This is a genomic window from Subtercola lobariae (assembly GCF_014640255.1).
GTDB lineage: Bacteria > Actinomycetota > Actinomycetes > Actinomycetales > Microbacteriaceae > Subtercola > Subtercola lobariae.
The window spans coordinates 451,434-466,166 of sequence record NZ_BMGP01000003.1; the positions used below are offsets into that span (position 1 = coordinate 451,434).

The window sequence follows — 14,733 nt, forward strand, 5'->3', positions numbered from 1 at the left end:
GGCCGCCCACACGCCACTGCGTGATCACAAAAAGTCGGTCAAACCGTTCGTTGTGAGCGACTTTTTTGATCACGGGGCCGGCGGAAGGTCTGGCGAGGGTGGCGGGTCTGAGGGATGCGCAGGCGCGGGCGGGTCGGAGGGATGCGCGGGCGGGTCGCCCCACGCGGCGCCCGGCGCGATCAGGTTGCGCGCGCGATTCGCTACGTCGGGGTCGGCGATGATCTGGTAGCTCGTGGCGATGACTTGAATGTTCGAGGTGAAGTCGCGCCGGCGCCTGTTCAGCGCGTACGACACGATGCCGAACAGAACGCCGAAACCCGCGCCGATGAACACCGCCGCCACCACGAACTCGGCCGACGTCGCGGTGGGTGAGAAGATCACCAGAAGCAAACCCACGAACAACCCGAGCCAGCCACCGCTGAAAGCCCCGGTCAGCGCACCGCGGGCGTAACTGAGCTTGCCCGTTACGACCTCGATCGTCTTCAGATCGCTGCCCACGATAGCGAGCTGCCGCAGCGGAAAGTCGGCCTTGGCCAGCACATCGACGGCCGCCTGGGCCTCTTCGTAGGTCTCATAGGTCATCACGACGTCACCGCGCGGCATACGTGCCGGCTGACGTGAGCCCCGACCGCCGCCGGGCAACTGGTTGGTCACGGGGTAAGTCTTTCACGTGCATCCATCTCGTGGCAGCCGGGCATACAGATTGACGGTCTAAGTTAGATCTGTGAGTGCCACCAGAGTTTTCGTCGCCAGATTGGCCGGGTGCACCGTCTTCGACCCCGCGGGCGACCGCCTGGGCAAGGTGCGTGACGTTCTTGTGGTGTACCGAAATAACGAATCGCCCCGTCTGGTGGGGTTGATCGTCGAGATTCCGGGCAAGCGTCGGGTGTTCGTGAGCATCGGCCGCGTGACCAGCATCGGCAGCGGGCAGATCATCACCACGGGCCTCATGAACGTGCGCCGGTTCGAGCAGCGCGGCGGCGAAGTGCGCGTGATCGCCGAGATTCTGGGCCGCAAGGTCACCTTCGCCGACGGCTCTGGCGAGGGCACCATCGAAGACGTGGCCATCGAGCAGTCGGGGCCCGGCGAGTGGAGCGTCTCACAGCTCTTCGTACGTCGCCCTAAAACCACCGCGAGCCCGTTCGGCAAAGGCCCCACCGTCTTCGCCACCTGGAACGAAGTGCGCGAAAAAGGCCAGACCGGCCAGTCGCAGTCGGCCGAACAACTCATCGCTACCTACGGCGACATGAAGCCGGCCGACCTCGCCAATACTCTGCTCGATTTGCCGCAGGGTCGTCGTCTCGAGGTTGCTGAAGAGCTTCCGGATGCCCGGCTCGCCGACGTGCTCGAAGAAATGCCTGAGAGCGATCAGGTCGAGATCATGAATCAGCTCGACGACACCAGGGCTGCTGACGTGCTCGACCAGATGCAACCCGACGACGCGGCCGACCTCATTGCGCAACTCTCCGAAGCGCGCGGTGAAGAGCTGCTGAAGCTCATGCAGCCCGAAGAGGCTGACGACGTGCGAATGCTGCTCGCCTACGCTCCCGACACCGCCGGCGGGTTGATGACCACCGAGCCCATCATCGTGTCGGCAGACGCGACCGTGGCCGAGGGCCTGGCGCTCATTCGCCGACACGAACTCGCGCCTGCGCTCGGCGCCGCCATCTGCGTCACACTGCCGCCGTATGAGCCACCCACCGGCCGGTTTCTCGGCATGGTGCACTTTCAGCGCATGTTGCGCTACCCGCCGCACGAACGGCTCGGCGGTCTGATCGACGACGGGCTCGACCCCGTGACGGCTGACACGAGTGCCGCGGAGGTCTCGCGTATTCTCGCGAGCTATAACCTGGTCTCGGTTCCCGTCGTCGACGAGAACCACCGATTGGTCGGGGTGGTGACCATTGACGATGTTCTCGACTACCTGCTGCCCGACGATTGGCGAAGTCACGACGGCGACGTAACAACACCCGCACCCCGAGCAAGGAGGATCGCCAATGGCACGCAACTCGCCCACTAAGACTCCTGACGCGCGGTTAGACGCCCCGAAGGGCCTTCGCACGCGCGTTCTGCCCGCGCGCCGCACCAGTCGCGACCGTTTCGGGCGGGGCACCGAGGCCATCGCGCGCGGCATGGGCACGCCGTGGTTCTTGGTGATTCTGACGCTGTTCGTGCTGCTCTGGATCGGCTTCAACACCTACGGCCCGTCGAACCTGCGCTTCGACTCGGCGGCCATCGGGTTCACCGCACTCACGCTGATTCTGTCGCTGCAGGCCTCGTACGCTGCACCGCTGATTCTGCTTGCGCAGAACCGCCAAGACGACCGCGACCGCGTGCAGATCGAGCAAGACCGACAGCGTGCTGAGCGTAACCTCGCCGACACCGAGTACTTGGCGCGCGAGGTCGTGGCGCTCCGTTTGGCGATGCAAGACATGGCCAGCAAAGACTTCATCCGCAGCGAGCTCAAAGCGCTGCTCGAAGAGCTGACGGCGGCCGACGACGAGCCCCCCGCCCGGCGCGAGAGCGTGGGTGGCGCAAGTGGCGCTGCTGGCGGGGCCACCGCAAGTTCTGCGCCACGAGCGACCCGGGCTCCACGCGCCGAGGCGAAGCTGACCGGGAGTGCCTGAGTCAGCGCACCTGCGAGAGCCGACTGCACTCGCCACGGCGGTTCGCGCGGCCCTCGCGCGCGTGCTCGACCCCGAGATTCGCAAACCCATCACCGACCTCGATATGGTCGGCAGCGTCGATGTCAATGCGGCCGGCGTCGCCTCTGTTACCGTGAAGTTGACGATCGTCGGATGCCCGGCCGCCGACACCATCGAGCGTGATGTCACCGCGGCCACGCTCGGCGTGCCGGGAGTGACCGCCGCGAGCATCCAGGTCACCGTCATGACGCGAGACGAACGGGCCGCTCTCACCGAGAAGCTCCGCGGCCCTGGCGGTGCCCGCGCGATGCAGTTCGGCCCCGATAGTCTCACCCGCATCTACGCCGTCACCAGCGGCAAGGGCGGGGTCGGTAAGTCGACGCTCACGGCCAACCTTGCCGCGGCGTTGGCCGCCAGGGGGCTGGCGGTGGGGGTCGTCGACGCTGATGTGTACGGCTTCTCGATTCCGGGCATTCTGGGCCTCACCTCGAACGGCACGGCGCAGAAGCCCACTCGGGTCGACGACATGATTCTGCCGCCGGTCGGTTTCGGCGTAAAAGTCATTTCGATCGGAATGTTCGTCGACGACAATGCTGCCGTTGCGTGGCGCGGCCCCATGCTGCACCGTACGATTGCGCAGTTTCTGACCGACGTGTACTTCGGCGACCTCGACGTGCTGCTGCTCGACCTGCCACCCGGAACGGGCGATGTGGCCATCTCGATCGGCCAGCTGCTGCCGCACGCCGAGGTCATCGTGGTGACGACTCCGCAGCCCGCGGCGGCCGATGTGGCCGAGCGCTCGGGCGTCGTCGCGCGCCAGACCGGCCAGAACATCGTGGGCGTCATCGAGAACATGGCGGGCCTGCCGCAGCCCGACGGCACTGTGCTCGAACTCTTCGGCTCGGGCGGCGGCGACGAGGTGTCGCGGCGACTGTCTGCGGGTCAGGATGCCCGGGTGCCGCTCTTGGCCTCGATTCCGCTCAGCGTGGCCCTCCGCGCCGGCGGCGACGTGGGAGCCCCCATCGTGCTGACCGACCCACTCGACCCCGCTGCCGCGGCGATCCTCCGTATAGCCGACACTCTCGCGGTGCGCCCCCGCGGGCTCTCGGGCCTCAAGCTCCCCGTCTCCCCCCGCTGACGCGGCAGGGCCAGCGGGGCACGTTCAGACGCCGCCGCCTCAGAGGCCGGGGTCGCGGGAGCGCAGGCGCGTCTCCTCGAGGTCGAGCATGCCCTGGGCCTCGGCGAGAATGCGCGAAGGGTGGGCGTAGATCCCCAGCTCCATGCTTTCCAGCCTACAGGCAGCCTGTGAAGACTCTCATGAAGGCTCCCCGCGCAACAGCGGGCCTAGGCTGAAACCATGAAACGAATCACGCTCGGAACGAATGGCCCCGAGGTCCCTCGCCTCGGACTCGGCTGCATGGGAATGTCGGCGTTCTACACCGGTAGCGGCACCGACGAGCAAGGATCGATCGCGACCATCCATCGTGCGCTCGAACTGGGCATCACCTTCTTCGATACTGCAGAGGTCTATGGGCCTTACACGAATGAAGAGCTTGTGGGCAAAGCGCTGGCCGGCCGCCGCCACGAAGCGGTGATCGCCACGAAGTTCGGCTTTCTGCAGCACCGCACCGACGGCAGCCGAGGGCTCGACGGCAGCCCGGAGAACGCCCGGCTCGCGCTCGAGGGTTCGCTGAAGCGGCTCGGCACCGATTACATCGACATTTTCTACCAGCACCGCATGGATCCGAAGGTTCCCATCGAAGAGACCGTCGGCGAGCTGGCGAAGTTCGTCGACGAGGGAAAGATTCGGTACATCGGGTTGTCTGAAGCAGCGGCGAGCACTATTCGCCGGGCGCACACCGTGCATACGATCACGGCCGTGCAATCGGAATACTCGCTCTGGACCAGAGACCCCGAGCCCGAGGTGCTGCCGGTCTTGCGCGAACTCGGCATCGGTTTCGTGCCGTACTCGCCGCTCGGGCGCGGGTTTCTGACGGGAACCATCCGCTCGGTCGACCAGCTCGATGAGAGCGACTTTCGGCGGTCGAACCCGCGGTTCGAGGGCGAGAACCTCGAAGCGAACATTCGCATCGTCGAGCAGGTCGACGCTGTGGCGGCAGAAGTCGGCGCGAAGCCCGGCCAGGTCGCGTTGGCCTGGTTGCTCGCTCAGGGTGATGACATCGCGCCGATTCCGGGAACCAAACGCGTCAGCTACCTCGAAGAGAATGCGGCGGCGGATGCTCTGGTCTTGAGCCCGTCGCAACTCAGCGCCCTCGGTGCGGTGGCCGCGGCCGCAGGCGACCGCTACCCCGATATGTCGTCGGTCAACCGGTAGCGCGGCCTGTCGACGCGCTCAGGTCGGGCGCAACTCGGATCGGAGCGAAGCGACTCAAGGCCAAGCGACTTAAGGCGAAGCGGCTCAGGTCGCTTCGGAGTCGTGCGGCACCGGCAGCGCGATGGGCATGCCGTCGGTACCTGACGCGGCGGCCGCTTCGAGCTTCTTCTTGCGCTGCAGGTACGCCGGCTCGGGGCGCGTCAGCGTCACGGGCTCGGCCGACGACCCGTCGGGAGCAAGCGGCGCGGCGGCAGCCATCGGCGAGGCCGGCTTCACCGGTGCGCCCACAGAGTCTGCGGGGTCTTCGAGCAGAGCATCGCGAATGATGCGGCGGGGGTCGTACTGACGCGGGTCGAGCTTCTTCCACTCGATGTCGTCGAAGTCGGGCCCCATCTCTTCTTTCATGCGAGATTTGGCGCCGTTGGTGAATTCGCGCAACTGCTTCACGAACTGCGCCAGCTTTGCGGCGTAGTGCGGCAGGCGCTCGGGGCCGATGACGAAGGCCGCGATCACGCCGACGATTATCAGCTTCTCGAAAGTCAACCCGAACATGAATACACACTACCGCGTCGTCACCCTGCGCTCCTGCGAGCCTTGCGTACACACGGCCAGACGTAACCTAAACTTCACACCGGAGGCCACAACTTTTGTCTAAAGAGACCAACTGGAAGTACGCAGAAGACTTCGTCACCGAGCCCGCCGTCATTGCGGCGGCACGGGCGCACGCCCTCGAACTCGGCGTCGAATCGGTGAGCCCGGGCATCGGCGCGCAGCTCGCCGTGCTCTCGGGCACGGCGGCCGCGAAAGCAATCGTCGAGATCGGCACCGGTGTCGGCGTCTCGGGCCTCTGGCTGTTCGCGGGGGCGCCGCAGGCCACCATCACCTCCATCGACACCGAGGTCGACCGCCAGCAGTCAGCTCGGGCGGCATACCTCGAGGCGGGCATCCCGGCCAACCGCATTCGTTTGATCACGGGCAAGGCTCGGGATGTTCTGCCGCGCATGAATGAGAACACCTACGATCTCGTGCTGGTCGACGCCGACCCCGAGTCGGTGATCGAGTACGTGGAGCACGCCCTGCGGCTCGTTCGCGTGGGCGGAACGGTGCTCGTGCCGCACGCCCTCTGGCGCGACCGCGTGGCAGACCCTGTGCAGCGCGACGACACCGTGGCCGACTTCCGCAGTCTGCTGAGCGAACTCGCCTCGTCACCCGCCGTGATCACTGCGCTGTCGCCCATCGGCGACGGTCTGCTGCAGATCACGAAGCTGATCGGTTGAGCTCGACGATCGGTTAAACCGAAGAAACCCCCTGCACCGATTTCAGCTGAAGTCGGTGCAGGGGGTTTCTTTTGGCTATGCGGGCGCTACCACTCCGGCGAGAGCGTCGTGAAGCTCACGGGCCTCTGCATCATTGACAGAGACGACGAGCCTCCCTCCCCCTTCGAGTGGCACGCGCACGATGATGAGGCGTCCTTCTTTAACAGCCTCCATCGGGCCGTCACCGGTCCTTGGTTTCATGGCGGCCATGCGGCATCCCCTTTCGTGGTGTCGTTCTTCTATTATCGGTCATCGAGGCCGAGCGAAAAAACCCGCGCCCGGTGAGGCGGTTTACGGCGGAGTCCAGTCGGCTCCGTCGACGCCCCAGCAGATCAGCAGCCACCCCCACTGCGCGGCGAGAAACAGAATCACCACAGCGACCCGGTAGATGCGCGACTTCGGCAACGCAATGACGCCGAGAAGCGGAAAAAGCGGCATGAGCAGCCGAAACGTGCTCGACTGCGGAAAGAACACGGCAAGCAGATAGATAGCGTAGGCGATCACCCAGAAACGCAAGTCGATCGGCAGACGGCGAACCGCTTTCGTGGCCATGAACAGGCCGAACGTCACAACTAGTAACACCACCACGATGGCGCCGGCCGGCGCGCCGAGCCACCAGTTGCCACCCTGAATCCACGACGAGAACGGCAGCAGTTTCGCATACCCGATGTAGGTCGCCCGCCAGGCCAGCTCTGTTTCGGTGTAGGCCGAGAAGAACCCGGTGCTCCCCCACGCAATCAGGTTCCAGCCGATGCCCATCAGGCCGCTGAAGATGGTGACAGAGCCGACCAGTACCTGCTGGCGCGTCGAGAACGGGTGGCCCTCAGGGTCTCGCCGGCGCTGCCACCAGCGGTACGCGAAATGCATCGCCAGGCACAGCGCAAAGGCCAACCCACTCGGCCGGGTGAACGACATGACGAAGATGATCGGAAACAAGAACGCGTAACGCCGCTTGACCAGCAAATACAGCGCCAGCACGAGCAAGAAGATGTACATCGACTCGGCGTAGGCCACCTGAAACATCGGCGACACCGGAGCAATGCAGAACAGCAGCACCGCGAACATGGCGGTGCCAGCCGGCAGCCACACCCGCATCAGCTTGTAGAACACCAGCGCAGCGCCGAGCCCGAAGGCCAGTGACACAAAGACCGACACATACTCCCACGGCGCGGTGGTCAGGGTCGAGAGGCCGCGCACGAGAAACGGGTAGCCCGGCAGAAACGCCCACGCGTTCTGGGCGATGTGCCCCGAGGTGGTGATCGGCAGCTGGCTGGGGTACCCCCAGTACGCGATGATCTTGTACCAGGTGCCATCCCAAATGGAGGCGTAATCCCAGTAAGAGGGGTGCGCGCCTGTCCACGGGTTCTTGCCCTGCACACTCGCGAGCGCGAGCAGCATCACCGTGGTGACGACCCGCGCGGCCAGGTAGATGAGCACCACATAGAGCCACCACGAGAAACGACGGCTGGCGGGCATCCGCTCACCGCCTGCGTCGGCCAGGCTCCGGATGCTCGCCGAATCGTCGCTCGAAGGCAGCTCTTCGGCGTGCGAATCTACTGCTTGTGACACCGCCCCTACCCGCGCCGCATCAGCCAGACCCGCAGGGCCTCTTCGCACTCGGTGATCTGCGTGAGCAGCACGCGCTCGTCATCGGCATGCGCCTTCAACGGATCACCCGGGCCGAAGTTCACCGCGGGCATGCCGAGCGCCGAGAAACGGGCAACGTCTGTCCAGCCGTACTTCGGCTTCGCGACCCCGCCCACTGCTTCAAGAAACTGTTGCGCCAGCGGGGCGTCGAGGCCGGGGCGCGCGCCCTCGGCGAGGTCGACCACGGTGATGTCGTACTCGCCGAACAGCTCGTGCATGTGCGCAATGGCCTCGTCGCCCGAGCGGTTCGGGGCGAAACGATAGTTGATGTGCACCATGGCCTCGTCGGGAATGATGTTGCCCGCGACGCCCCCGCTGATGCCCACGGCGTTCAGGCCCTCACGATAGACGAGCCCGTCGACTTCCACCTCCCGCGCCTGATAGCCGGCCAGGGTGTTGAGGATGGGCGCGAGCTTGTGAACCGCGTTGTCGCCGACCCAGCCGCGAGCGGAATGCGCCCGCAGGCCGAACGTTCGCACCTCGATGCGCAGGTTTCCGTTACAACCGCCTTCGATCTGCGAGTTGCTCGGCTCGCCGAGAATGGCGAAGTCACCCACGAACAGGTCGGGGCGGTTCGCGGCGAGCCGGCCGAGGCCGTTCAGCGCCGCCGAGACCTCTTCGTGGTCGTACCACATCCAGGTGAGGTCGACGCTCGGGTCGGCGAGTTCGGCGGCGAGCTTCAGCTGCACGGCGACGCCCGCCTTCATGTCGACGGTGCCGCGGCCCCAGAGGTAGTCGCGGCCGTCGATGATTTCGAAGTGGGTCGGCAGGTTGTTGTTCAGCGGCACGGTGTCGATGTGCCCGGCGATCACCACGCGCTCTGCGCGGCCGAGGTTCGTGCGGGCGACCACGGTGTCGCCGTCACGGATGATCTCGAGGTGCGCGAACCCCTCGAGGCTGGCCACGATGGCGTCGGCGAGTGTCGTCTCGTTACCCGAAACCGACTCGATGTCGCAGATCTGCCGGGTGAGGTCGATCGACGACGCCCCCAGGTCGAGAACGGGTGTCGCGGTGTCGGTCTGAGCCATGCCACAAGTTTACGATGCCGAACCTGATCGCTTCCGATTGGGGCGCTCGGGAGCCTCCTCGGGCGCCCACGTTGCGCACAAGCATCCAGACGCGCGGGGGGAGGTGCTTTCGCGCAACCTGCGCGCATTCTCCGCGTGACACGTGCGCGAGCATCCGGAGCTGCGGCGCTACCCTGGAGGCATGAACTTCGCCACGCCCGCATCGCCCGCCCACTTCGCCTGGGGGTATGGGCTCGCCACGATCGCGGGCGACGGAACCGTGCTCGACACGTGGTACCCCGCGCCCCGGCTCGGGCGGCTGAGCGACGCGGTCGAGCCGTGGGTCGTGCCCGCCGAGCTCGAAGACGTCGCAGGTGCCGATGCGCGCCGCAATGTGCGCACCGAGGTCGTCACCGTGGAGATCGAGCTGTCAAAGGCGCCGCAGGGCACCTCAGACGCCTACCTTCGGCTGCACCTGCTCTCGCACCTGCTCACCGCACCGAACAGCATCAACCTCGACGGCATCTTCGGTCACCTGCCGATTGTCGTTTGGACGAACGCCGGCCCCGTGCATCCGGCAGACTTCGACCGGCTGCGACCGTCACTTCAACGAGCCGGAATCGCCGCACACGGCATCGACAAGTTTCCGCGCCTGCTCGACTACGTGAGCCCCGACCGAGTAAGAATTGCGGATGCCTCGCGGGTTCGTCTCGGCGCCCATCTGGCCCCTGGCACCACCGTGATGCACGAAGGGTTCGTGAACTTCAACGCCGGCACCCTGGGAACCTCTATGGTCGAGGGCCGAATTTCGCAGGGAGTGGTGGTGGGCGACGGGTCGGATATCGGCGGCGGAGCATCCATCATGGGCACCCTCTCGGGCGGCGGAACCCAGCGCGTGTCGATCGGTGAGCGCGCGCTGCTCGGCGCCAACTCGGGCATCGGCATCTCGATCGGCGACGACTCCGTGGTGGAGGCCGGCCTCTACGTGACCGCCGGCACCAAGGTCGTGCTCGTGGGCGCGGCACCCAGGCCCGACGGCACCACCCCCACGACCAAGGCCGTCGAGCTTTCGGGCGTGCCGAACCTTCTCTTTCGCCGCAACTCCATCACGGGCGCCGTCGAGGTTCTCTCGCGCACCGGCGCTGGCGTAACCCTCAACACCACCCTGCACGCCTGACCCACATTGGATCACAAAAATCGCCCCAAACCCGAGTGGGTGGGGCGATTTTCGTGATCCATGTTCTAGCGGGCGGGAAACTCGCGCTCGGGCGAACCTAAGTAGAGCTGCTGCGGGCGGCCGATCTTGGTGGCCGGGTCGGTTTGCATCTCACGCCAGTGGGCGATCCAGCCCGGAAGCCGGCCGATAGCGAAGAGCACCGTGAACATGCGCGTGGGAAACCCCATCGCCTTGTAGATGACGCCGGTGTAGAAGTCGACGTTGGGGTACAGCCGACGCGAGATGAAGTACTCGTCGGCCAACGCAATGGCCTCGAGCTCCTTGGCGATGTCGAGCAGATCATCCTGCACGCCGAGCGCCGCCAGCACCTCGTCTGCGGCCTCTTTCACGAGCTTCGCGCGCGGGTCGTAGTTCTTGTAGACGCGGTGGCCGAAGCCCATCAGGCGAACGCCCGCCTCTTTGTTCTTGACGCGCTCGACGAACTTCTCGACGCCCTCACCCGAGTCGCGAATCTGCGCGAGCATGGTGAGCACGGCCTCGTTCGCGCCGCCGTGCAGCGGGCCGTAGAGCGCGTTGATTCCGGCGGAGATCGAGGCGAACATGTTGGCCTCGGTCGAGCCGACCAGCCGAACCGTCGAGGTCGAGGCGTTCTGCTCGTGGTCTTCGTGCAGAATCAACAGCCGCTCGAGTGCCTTCGAGAGCACCGGGTTGATGACGTATGGCTCGGCCATGGTGCCGAAGTTCAGGCGCAAGAAATTGTCGATGAAACTGAGCGAGTTATCGGGGTACAAGAACGCCTGGCCGAGGCTCTTCTTGTGCGCATAGGCCGCCATCACGGGCAGCTTTGCGAGCAACCGGATGGTCGAAATCTCGACGTGCTCGGGGTTACGGGGGTCGAGCGAGTCTTGATAATACGTCGACAGAGCCGAGATGCCGGCCGAGAGCACCGACATCGGGTGCGCGTCGTGCGGCAGCGCATCGAAGAAGCTCTTCAGGTCTTCGTGCAGCAGCGTGTGGTGGCGAATTCGGTCGTCGAATTCGGCCAGCTCGGTGGGCGTGGGCAGCTCACCGTAGATGAGCAGCCATGCAGTCTCGAGGTACGTCGAGTTCTCGGCGATCTGGTCGATGGGGTAGCCGCGGTAACGCAGAATGCCCTTGTCGCCATCGATGTAGGTGATGCTCGAGCGAGTGGCCGAGGTGTTCACGAACCCGTAGTCGAGCGTGGTGAAGCCGGTCTGCTTGGTCAGCGTCGAGATGTCGATGGATGACGCACCGTCGACCGACGGCAGAATGGGAAACTCAGCGGTTCCGCCCGGAAAAGTCAGCTTCGCAACCCCCGGTTCGGGCGTCTCGTTCACGCCCGCGGTATCTGGCTGACCGTCGTTGTCGCCCACTGTGCCTCCTTGAGAATTCACGTTCACATGTCTCAGCCTAAACGACGCGACGGGTATCTCGATGCCGAGATACTTCGTGCAGTCGCCTTGCCGCAGTTTCGATGCGTTCATCTGTCGCGGTGAGCGAGAAGCGAACGTGGTCGGGGTAGAACGAACCGTAGAACTCGCCGGGGCCCGCGACGATGCCGAGGTCGGCCAGTTCGGCGATGCTCTGCCAGCACGACACACCCGCACTCGCCCAGAGGTAGAGCCCCGCTTCGCTGCGGTCGATACGCAACCCGTACGCCTCGAGCGCGGGCTTCAGCACGGCACGCCTGGCCCGGTAGAGCTCCTTCTGCTCGGCGACGTGAGCGTCATCGCCTAGCGCCACCGTCATAGCGGTCTGAACCGGCCCTGGCGGCATCATGCCGGCCTGCTTGCGCACGTTCAGCAGCCGGGCGATCAGCGACTCGTCGCCGGCGACGAAGGCCGCACGGTAACCCGCCAGGTTCGACTGCTTGCTGAGCGAGTACGCGGCAAGAACTCCGGCGGTGCTGTCGCCCACCACCCGGGGGTCGAGGATGCTCGGCACCGGCTCCTCGGCCCACCGCCCCTCCCAGCCGAGCTCGGCGTAACACTCGTCGTTCACGATCACGGCTCCGAGCTCCCTCGCGCGTGCCACCGCGGCAGCGAGTTGCTCCACGGTCAGAACGCTGCCGTCGGGGTTGCCCGGAGAATTGAGCCAGACCAGTTTTGTGCCCGTCGGCCACTCGGCAGGGTCATCCGCTGCCACCGCGGGTGCGCCCGCGATGATGGCGCCCATTTCGTACGTGGGGTAGGCGGCCCGCGGATGCACGAGAACATCGCCCTCGCCGAAACCGAGCATGAAGGGCAGCCACGCCACGAACTCTTTCGAGCCGATGGTGGGCAGAACCGCGGTTTCTGACAGCCCGGGCACCGCCCGACGCCTCGCGAACCATGACGTGATGGCGCGGCGCAGCTCAGGGGTTCCGGCCGTCTGCGGGTAGGAATGGGCATCCGTCGCCGCAGCCAGCGCCTCACGCACTAGCGCCGGAGTGGGGTCGACCGGCGAACCGATCGAGAGGTCGACCAGCCCGTCGGGGTGCGCCTTCGCGCGTTCGACGAATGGAGCCATCTGCTCCCACGGGTAGTCGGGCAGCTCCTGAAGGCTCACCGAAACACGCTCACAGCGTCGCCGGCCGGGCTAGGCGTGCGTGGCCTGCGGCGGCAGGGCCGAGATGACGGGGTGGTCTTTGGCGATAACGCCGATTTTCGCCGCGCCGCCGGGCGAACCGATGTCGGTGAAGAATTCGACGTTCGCCTTGTAGTAATCGGCCCATTCTTCGGGCAGATCGTCTTCGTAGTAGATGGCCTCGACGGGGCACACCGGCTCGCACGCACCGCAGTCGACGCACTCGTCGGGGTGGATGTACAGCGACCGTTCGCCTTCGTAAATGCAGTCGACAGGGCATTCGTCGATGCAGGCCCTGTCTTTGACATCGACACACGGCAAAGCGATGACATAGGTCACAGTGGTGAAATCCCTTCGAAACTGATCGTTGTCAAGTCTATTCGCTCGCGCTGACAGGCTTTTGCTCGGTCGGCTCCTGCGCGGTCGGCTCTTGCGCAGTCGGCTCTTGTCGACGAGCCACCCGGCGCGGCCAGGCCAGAATGACCAGCGAGATCACCGTGGGCGCGAACGTCCACACATAGCCCAGAGCATTCGCCGGAATCAGCACCGACCCGCCCGGGCTCTGCAAGGTGAGCGCCGCAACGATGCCCACGAGCCCGACCGCCGCGAGCAAGGCGAGCGTGCGCGTCGGCAGAATGAGTCGCAACCCGAGCAGCAGCAGAGCGCTCGCCAGGCAGCCCATGATGAGCCCGATGGGCAGGTCGAACCAGCCGAAAATGCTGATGGTGAACTGATTCACGACCGTACCGAGCATGCCGAAAACCACACCGAGCAGCAACGCAACCAACCAGCTGCCCACCCGAACCAACCACGACTCGCCCACCTCTGGCGCGCGCTCAGTTTCTGCAGAGATCACAATTGCCTTTCGTTATTGCCCTCAATTTAGCGAGGCTACCTGAACGCTGTACCGTAAAAGAGGCAATGGTGCCGCGACACTTTTCGGCAGCATCCCCTCACCTCACACGGAGACCATTCGTGAAATCCAGAACCTCAGCGCTCGCAGCGGCCGCTCTCATCGCCGCGCTGGCGCTCAGTGGATGCACGGCGAAAACGTCTCAAACGTCGACCTCTGGCGACTCAGGCAGCTCGAATAGTTCGAACAGCTCGGGCAGCCAAGCGATGACGCCCCAGATCTCGGTGGCGGTCGAGTTGAGCGAATCGACCAGCGATCTCGCGTACTACTTGCGTCAGCAGGCCGAACAGCTCGACGGCGGCGCAGCAGAATTTGCAGCCGCCTATCAGGCAGGCGACGACGACCTCGCCCGTTCGCTTTACGCCCCCACCCGCATGTTCTACAACCGGATGCTCGTGGTCTCCGACTCGTTCGCCGACCTCGATGCCCGGCTCGACACCCGCCAGCAAGACCTGACCGCCGGTGAGGCGTTCACGGGGTGGCACGCCATCGAACAAGACCTCTACCCGGTGGCCGGCCAAGCACCGTATTCGGCAGAGCAGCGCACGGCGCTGGCGACGGGGCTCGCGGCCGATACGCACGCCCTCGTCGAGCAGATCAACGGTCTGCGACCTACCGTCGACCAGCAGACCGAGGGTGCGGCGAAGCTGCTGCAAACGCGCGGTGTGAATGCGGCCAACGGCGCCGAAGACGCGGCCTCGAGCTCTGACCTGTACGACCTGCAGGGCTACGTCGACGGCGCGCAGTTGGTCTTCGAGGGCATCCGTGTGGTTCTGGTGACGCAAGACGCGGCCCTCGCGACCACCCTCGATCACGAATTCGGCGGCATACAAGACTCCCTGAACGCTCAGCGTGAAGGGGTGGCGTTCAAACGGTACGACAAGGTCAGCGCAGACGACCTGGCCTCGCTCAAAGACAAGGTGTCGGCTCTCGCTGCCTCACTAAGCCAGGTGACGGTGACGATGGCTCCGGCCACTGCGACGCCCACTCCCGCGCCCGCCGGCTGACCCGCGCTTCGCAGCCGGGTCGTTCTAGAACCCGCGCGGGTTGCGCAAAAGCACCATGCGCCGCGCTCTTTGCTTTTGCTCACCCTTGCCGGTCGCCAAC

Annotated in this window: 16 protein-coding genes; 7 read left to right on the top strand and 9 right to left on the bottom strand. The window is 65.5% G+C overall.

Annotated elements, in window-relative coordinates; all coding sequences use genetic code 11:
- Window positions 1-69 precede the first annotated feature (69 nt).
- Window positions 70-654 (bottom strand): YflT domain-containing protein, encoded by a 585-nt coding sequence (locus IEX24_RS10075; protein ID WP_229715220.1) that lies wholly within the window; start codon window positions 652-654, stop codon window positions 70-72.
- Window positions 655-724: 70 nt separating this feature from the next.
- On the opposite strand from IEX24_RS10075, the gene IEX24_RS10080 reads away from it, so the two are divergent.
- The 4 genes from IEX24_RS10080 (at window position 725) to IEX24_RS10095 (ending at window position 4,980) form a co-directional block, all read left to right on the top strand.
- Window positions 725-2,020: a magnesium transporter MgtE N-terminal domain-containing protein gene (locus IEX24_RS10080; RefSeq protein WP_188677640.1), complete on the top strand. Its 1,296-nt coding sequence runs from the start codon at window positions 725-727 to the stop codon at window positions 2,018-2,020.
- Entirely contained in the window at window positions 1,998-2,627 is a 630-nt protein-coding gene (locus tag IEX24_RS10085; RefSeq protein ID WP_188677642.1) for a DUF1003 domain-containing protein, read from the top strand. The genes IEX24_RS10080 and IEX24_RS10085 overlap by 23 nt, the downstream gene beginning before the upstream one ends.
- On the top strand, window positions 2,620-3,783 hold the full coding sequence (locus IEX24_RS10090) for a P-loop NTPase (protein ID WP_229715221.1): 1,164 nt from the start codon (window positions 2,620-2,622) through the stop codon (window positions 3,781-3,783). The genes IEX24_RS10085 and IEX24_RS10090 overlap by 8 nt, the downstream gene beginning before the upstream one ends.
- A gap of 219 nt (window positions 3,784-4,002) precedes the next feature.
- A complete protein-coding gene (locus IEX24_RS10095) occupies window positions 4,003-4,980 on the top strand; it encodes an aldo/keto reductase (protein WP_188677644.1) in 978 nt (325 codons plus the stop codon).
- Between the two features lie 84 nt (window positions 4,981-5,064).
- On the opposite strand, the gene IEX24_RS20035 is transcribed toward IEX24_RS10095, so the two are convergent.
- On the bottom strand, window positions 5,065-5,532 hold the full coding sequence (locus IEX24_RS20035; RefSeq protein WP_372435702.1) for a twin-arginine translocase TatA/TatE family subunit: 468 nt from the start codon (window positions 5,530-5,532) through the stop codon (window positions 5,065-5,067).
- A 95-nt stretch (window positions 5,533-5,627) separates the two neighbouring features.
- Here IEX24_RS20035 and IEX24_RS10105 point away from each other — a divergent pair, with 95 nt between their 5' ends.
- A complete protein-coding gene (locus tag IEX24_RS10105; protein WP_188677646.1) occupies window positions 5,628-6,257 on the top strand; it encodes an O-methyltransferase in 630 nt (209 codons plus the stop codon).
- Window positions 6,258-6,332: 75 nt separating this feature from the next.
- Here the strand turns inward: IEX24_RS10105 and IEX24_RS10110 are convergent, their stop codons facing one another.
- From IEX24_RS10110 to dapE, 3 genes are all read right to left on the bottom strand, one after another.
- Window positions 6,333-6,506, bottom strand: a complete 174-nt coding sequence (locus IEX24_RS10110; protein WP_104244821.1) for a DUF3117 domain-containing protein — start codon at window positions 6,504-6,506, stop codon at window positions 6,333-6,335.
- 81 nt (window positions 6,507-6,587) lie between these two features.
- Window positions 6,588-7,865 carry a glycosyltransferase family protein gene (locus IEX24_RS10115; protein WP_229715222.1) on the bottom strand — a complete coding sequence of 426 codons (1,278 nt, stop codon included), beginning with the start codon at window positions 7,863-7,865 and terminating at the stop codon, window positions 6,588-6,590.
- A gap of 5 nt (window positions 7,866-7,870) precedes the next feature.
- On the bottom strand, window positions 7,871-8,971 hold the full coding sequence (gene dapE / locus IEX24_RS10120; RefSeq protein WP_188677650.1) for a succinyl-diaminopimelate desuccinylase: 1,101 nt from the start codon (window positions 8,969-8,971) through the stop codon (window positions 7,871-7,873).
- A gap of 181 nt (window positions 8,972-9,152) precedes the next feature.
- On the opposite strand from dapE, the gene dapD reads away from it, so the two are divergent.
- Window positions 9,153-10,127 (top strand): 2,3,4,5-tetrahydropyridine-2,6-dicarboxylate N-succinyltransferase, encoded by a 975-nt coding sequence (gene dapD / locus IEX24_RS10125; RefSeq protein WP_188677653.1) that lies wholly within the window; start codon window positions 9,153-9,155, stop codon window positions 10,125-10,127.
- A gap of 65 nt (window positions 10,128-10,192) precedes the next feature.
- On the opposite strand, the gene IEX24_RS10130 is transcribed toward dapD, so the two are convergent.
- From IEX24_RS10130 to IEX24_RS10145, 4 genes are all read right to left on the bottom strand, one after another.
- Window positions 10,193-11,485, bottom strand: a complete 1,293-nt coding sequence (locus tag IEX24_RS10130) for a citrate synthase (protein WP_229715250.1) — start codon at window positions 11,483-11,485, stop codon at window positions 10,193-10,195.
- A 73-nt stretch (window positions 11,486-11,558) separates the two neighbouring features.
- The gene (gene dapC / locus IEX24_RS10135) at window positions 11,559-12,695 is read right to left on the bottom strand and encodes a succinyldiaminopimelate transaminase (protein ID WP_188677664.1); all 1,137 of its coding nucleotides are present in this window, start codon (window positions 12,693-12,695) and stop codon (window positions 11,559-11,561) included.
- Between the two features lie 30 nt (window positions 12,696-12,725).
- Window positions 12,726-13,052, bottom strand: coding sequence for a ferredoxin (gene fdxA / locus IEX24_RS10140; protein ID WP_188677667.1), 327 nt, complete (start codon window positions 13,050-13,052; stop codon window positions 12,726-12,728).
- Between the two features lie 37 nt (window positions 13,053-13,089).
- A complete protein-coding gene (locus IEX24_RS10145) occupies window positions 13,090-13,569 on the bottom strand; it encodes a hypothetical protein (RefSeq protein ID WP_188677670.1) in 480 nt (159 codons plus the stop codon).
- A 119-nt stretch (window positions 13,570-13,688) separates the two neighbouring features.
- Between IEX24_RS10145 and IEX24_RS10150 the strand changes: the two genes are divergently transcribed.
- Entirely contained in the window at window positions 13,689-14,633 is a 945-nt protein-coding gene (locus tag IEX24_RS10150; RefSeq protein WP_188677673.1) for an EfeM/EfeO family lipoprotein, read from the top strand.
- The last annotated feature ends 100 nt before the right edge of the window (window positions 14,634-14,733 follow it).

Bases quoted from the DNA above. Each gene is read 5' to 3' on its own strand.
- IEX24_RS10085 (WP_188677642.1), top strand. From the start codon at position 1,998: ATGGCACGCAACTCGCCCACTAAGACTCCTGACGCGCGGTTAGACGCC.
- IEX24_RS20035 (WP_372435702.1), bottom strand. From the start codon at position 5,532: ATGTTCGGGTTGACTTTCGAGAAGCTGATAATCGTCGGCGTGATCGCG.
- dapE (WP_188677650.1), bottom strand. From the start codon at position 8,971: ATGGCTCAGACCGACACCGCGACACCCGTTCTCGACCTGGGGGCGTCG.
- IEX24_RS10110 (WP_104244821.1), bottom strand. From the start codon at position 6,506: ATGGCCGCCATGAAACCAAGGACCGGTGACGGCCCGATGGAGGCTGTT.
- IEX24_RS10095 (WP_188677644.1), top strand. From the start codon at position 4,003: ATGAAACGAATCACGCTCGGAACGAATGGCCCCGAGGTCCCTCGCCTC.
- dapD (WP_188677653.1), top strand. From the start codon at position 9,153: ATGAACTTCGCCACGCCCGCATCGCCCGCCCACTTCGCCTGGGGGTAT.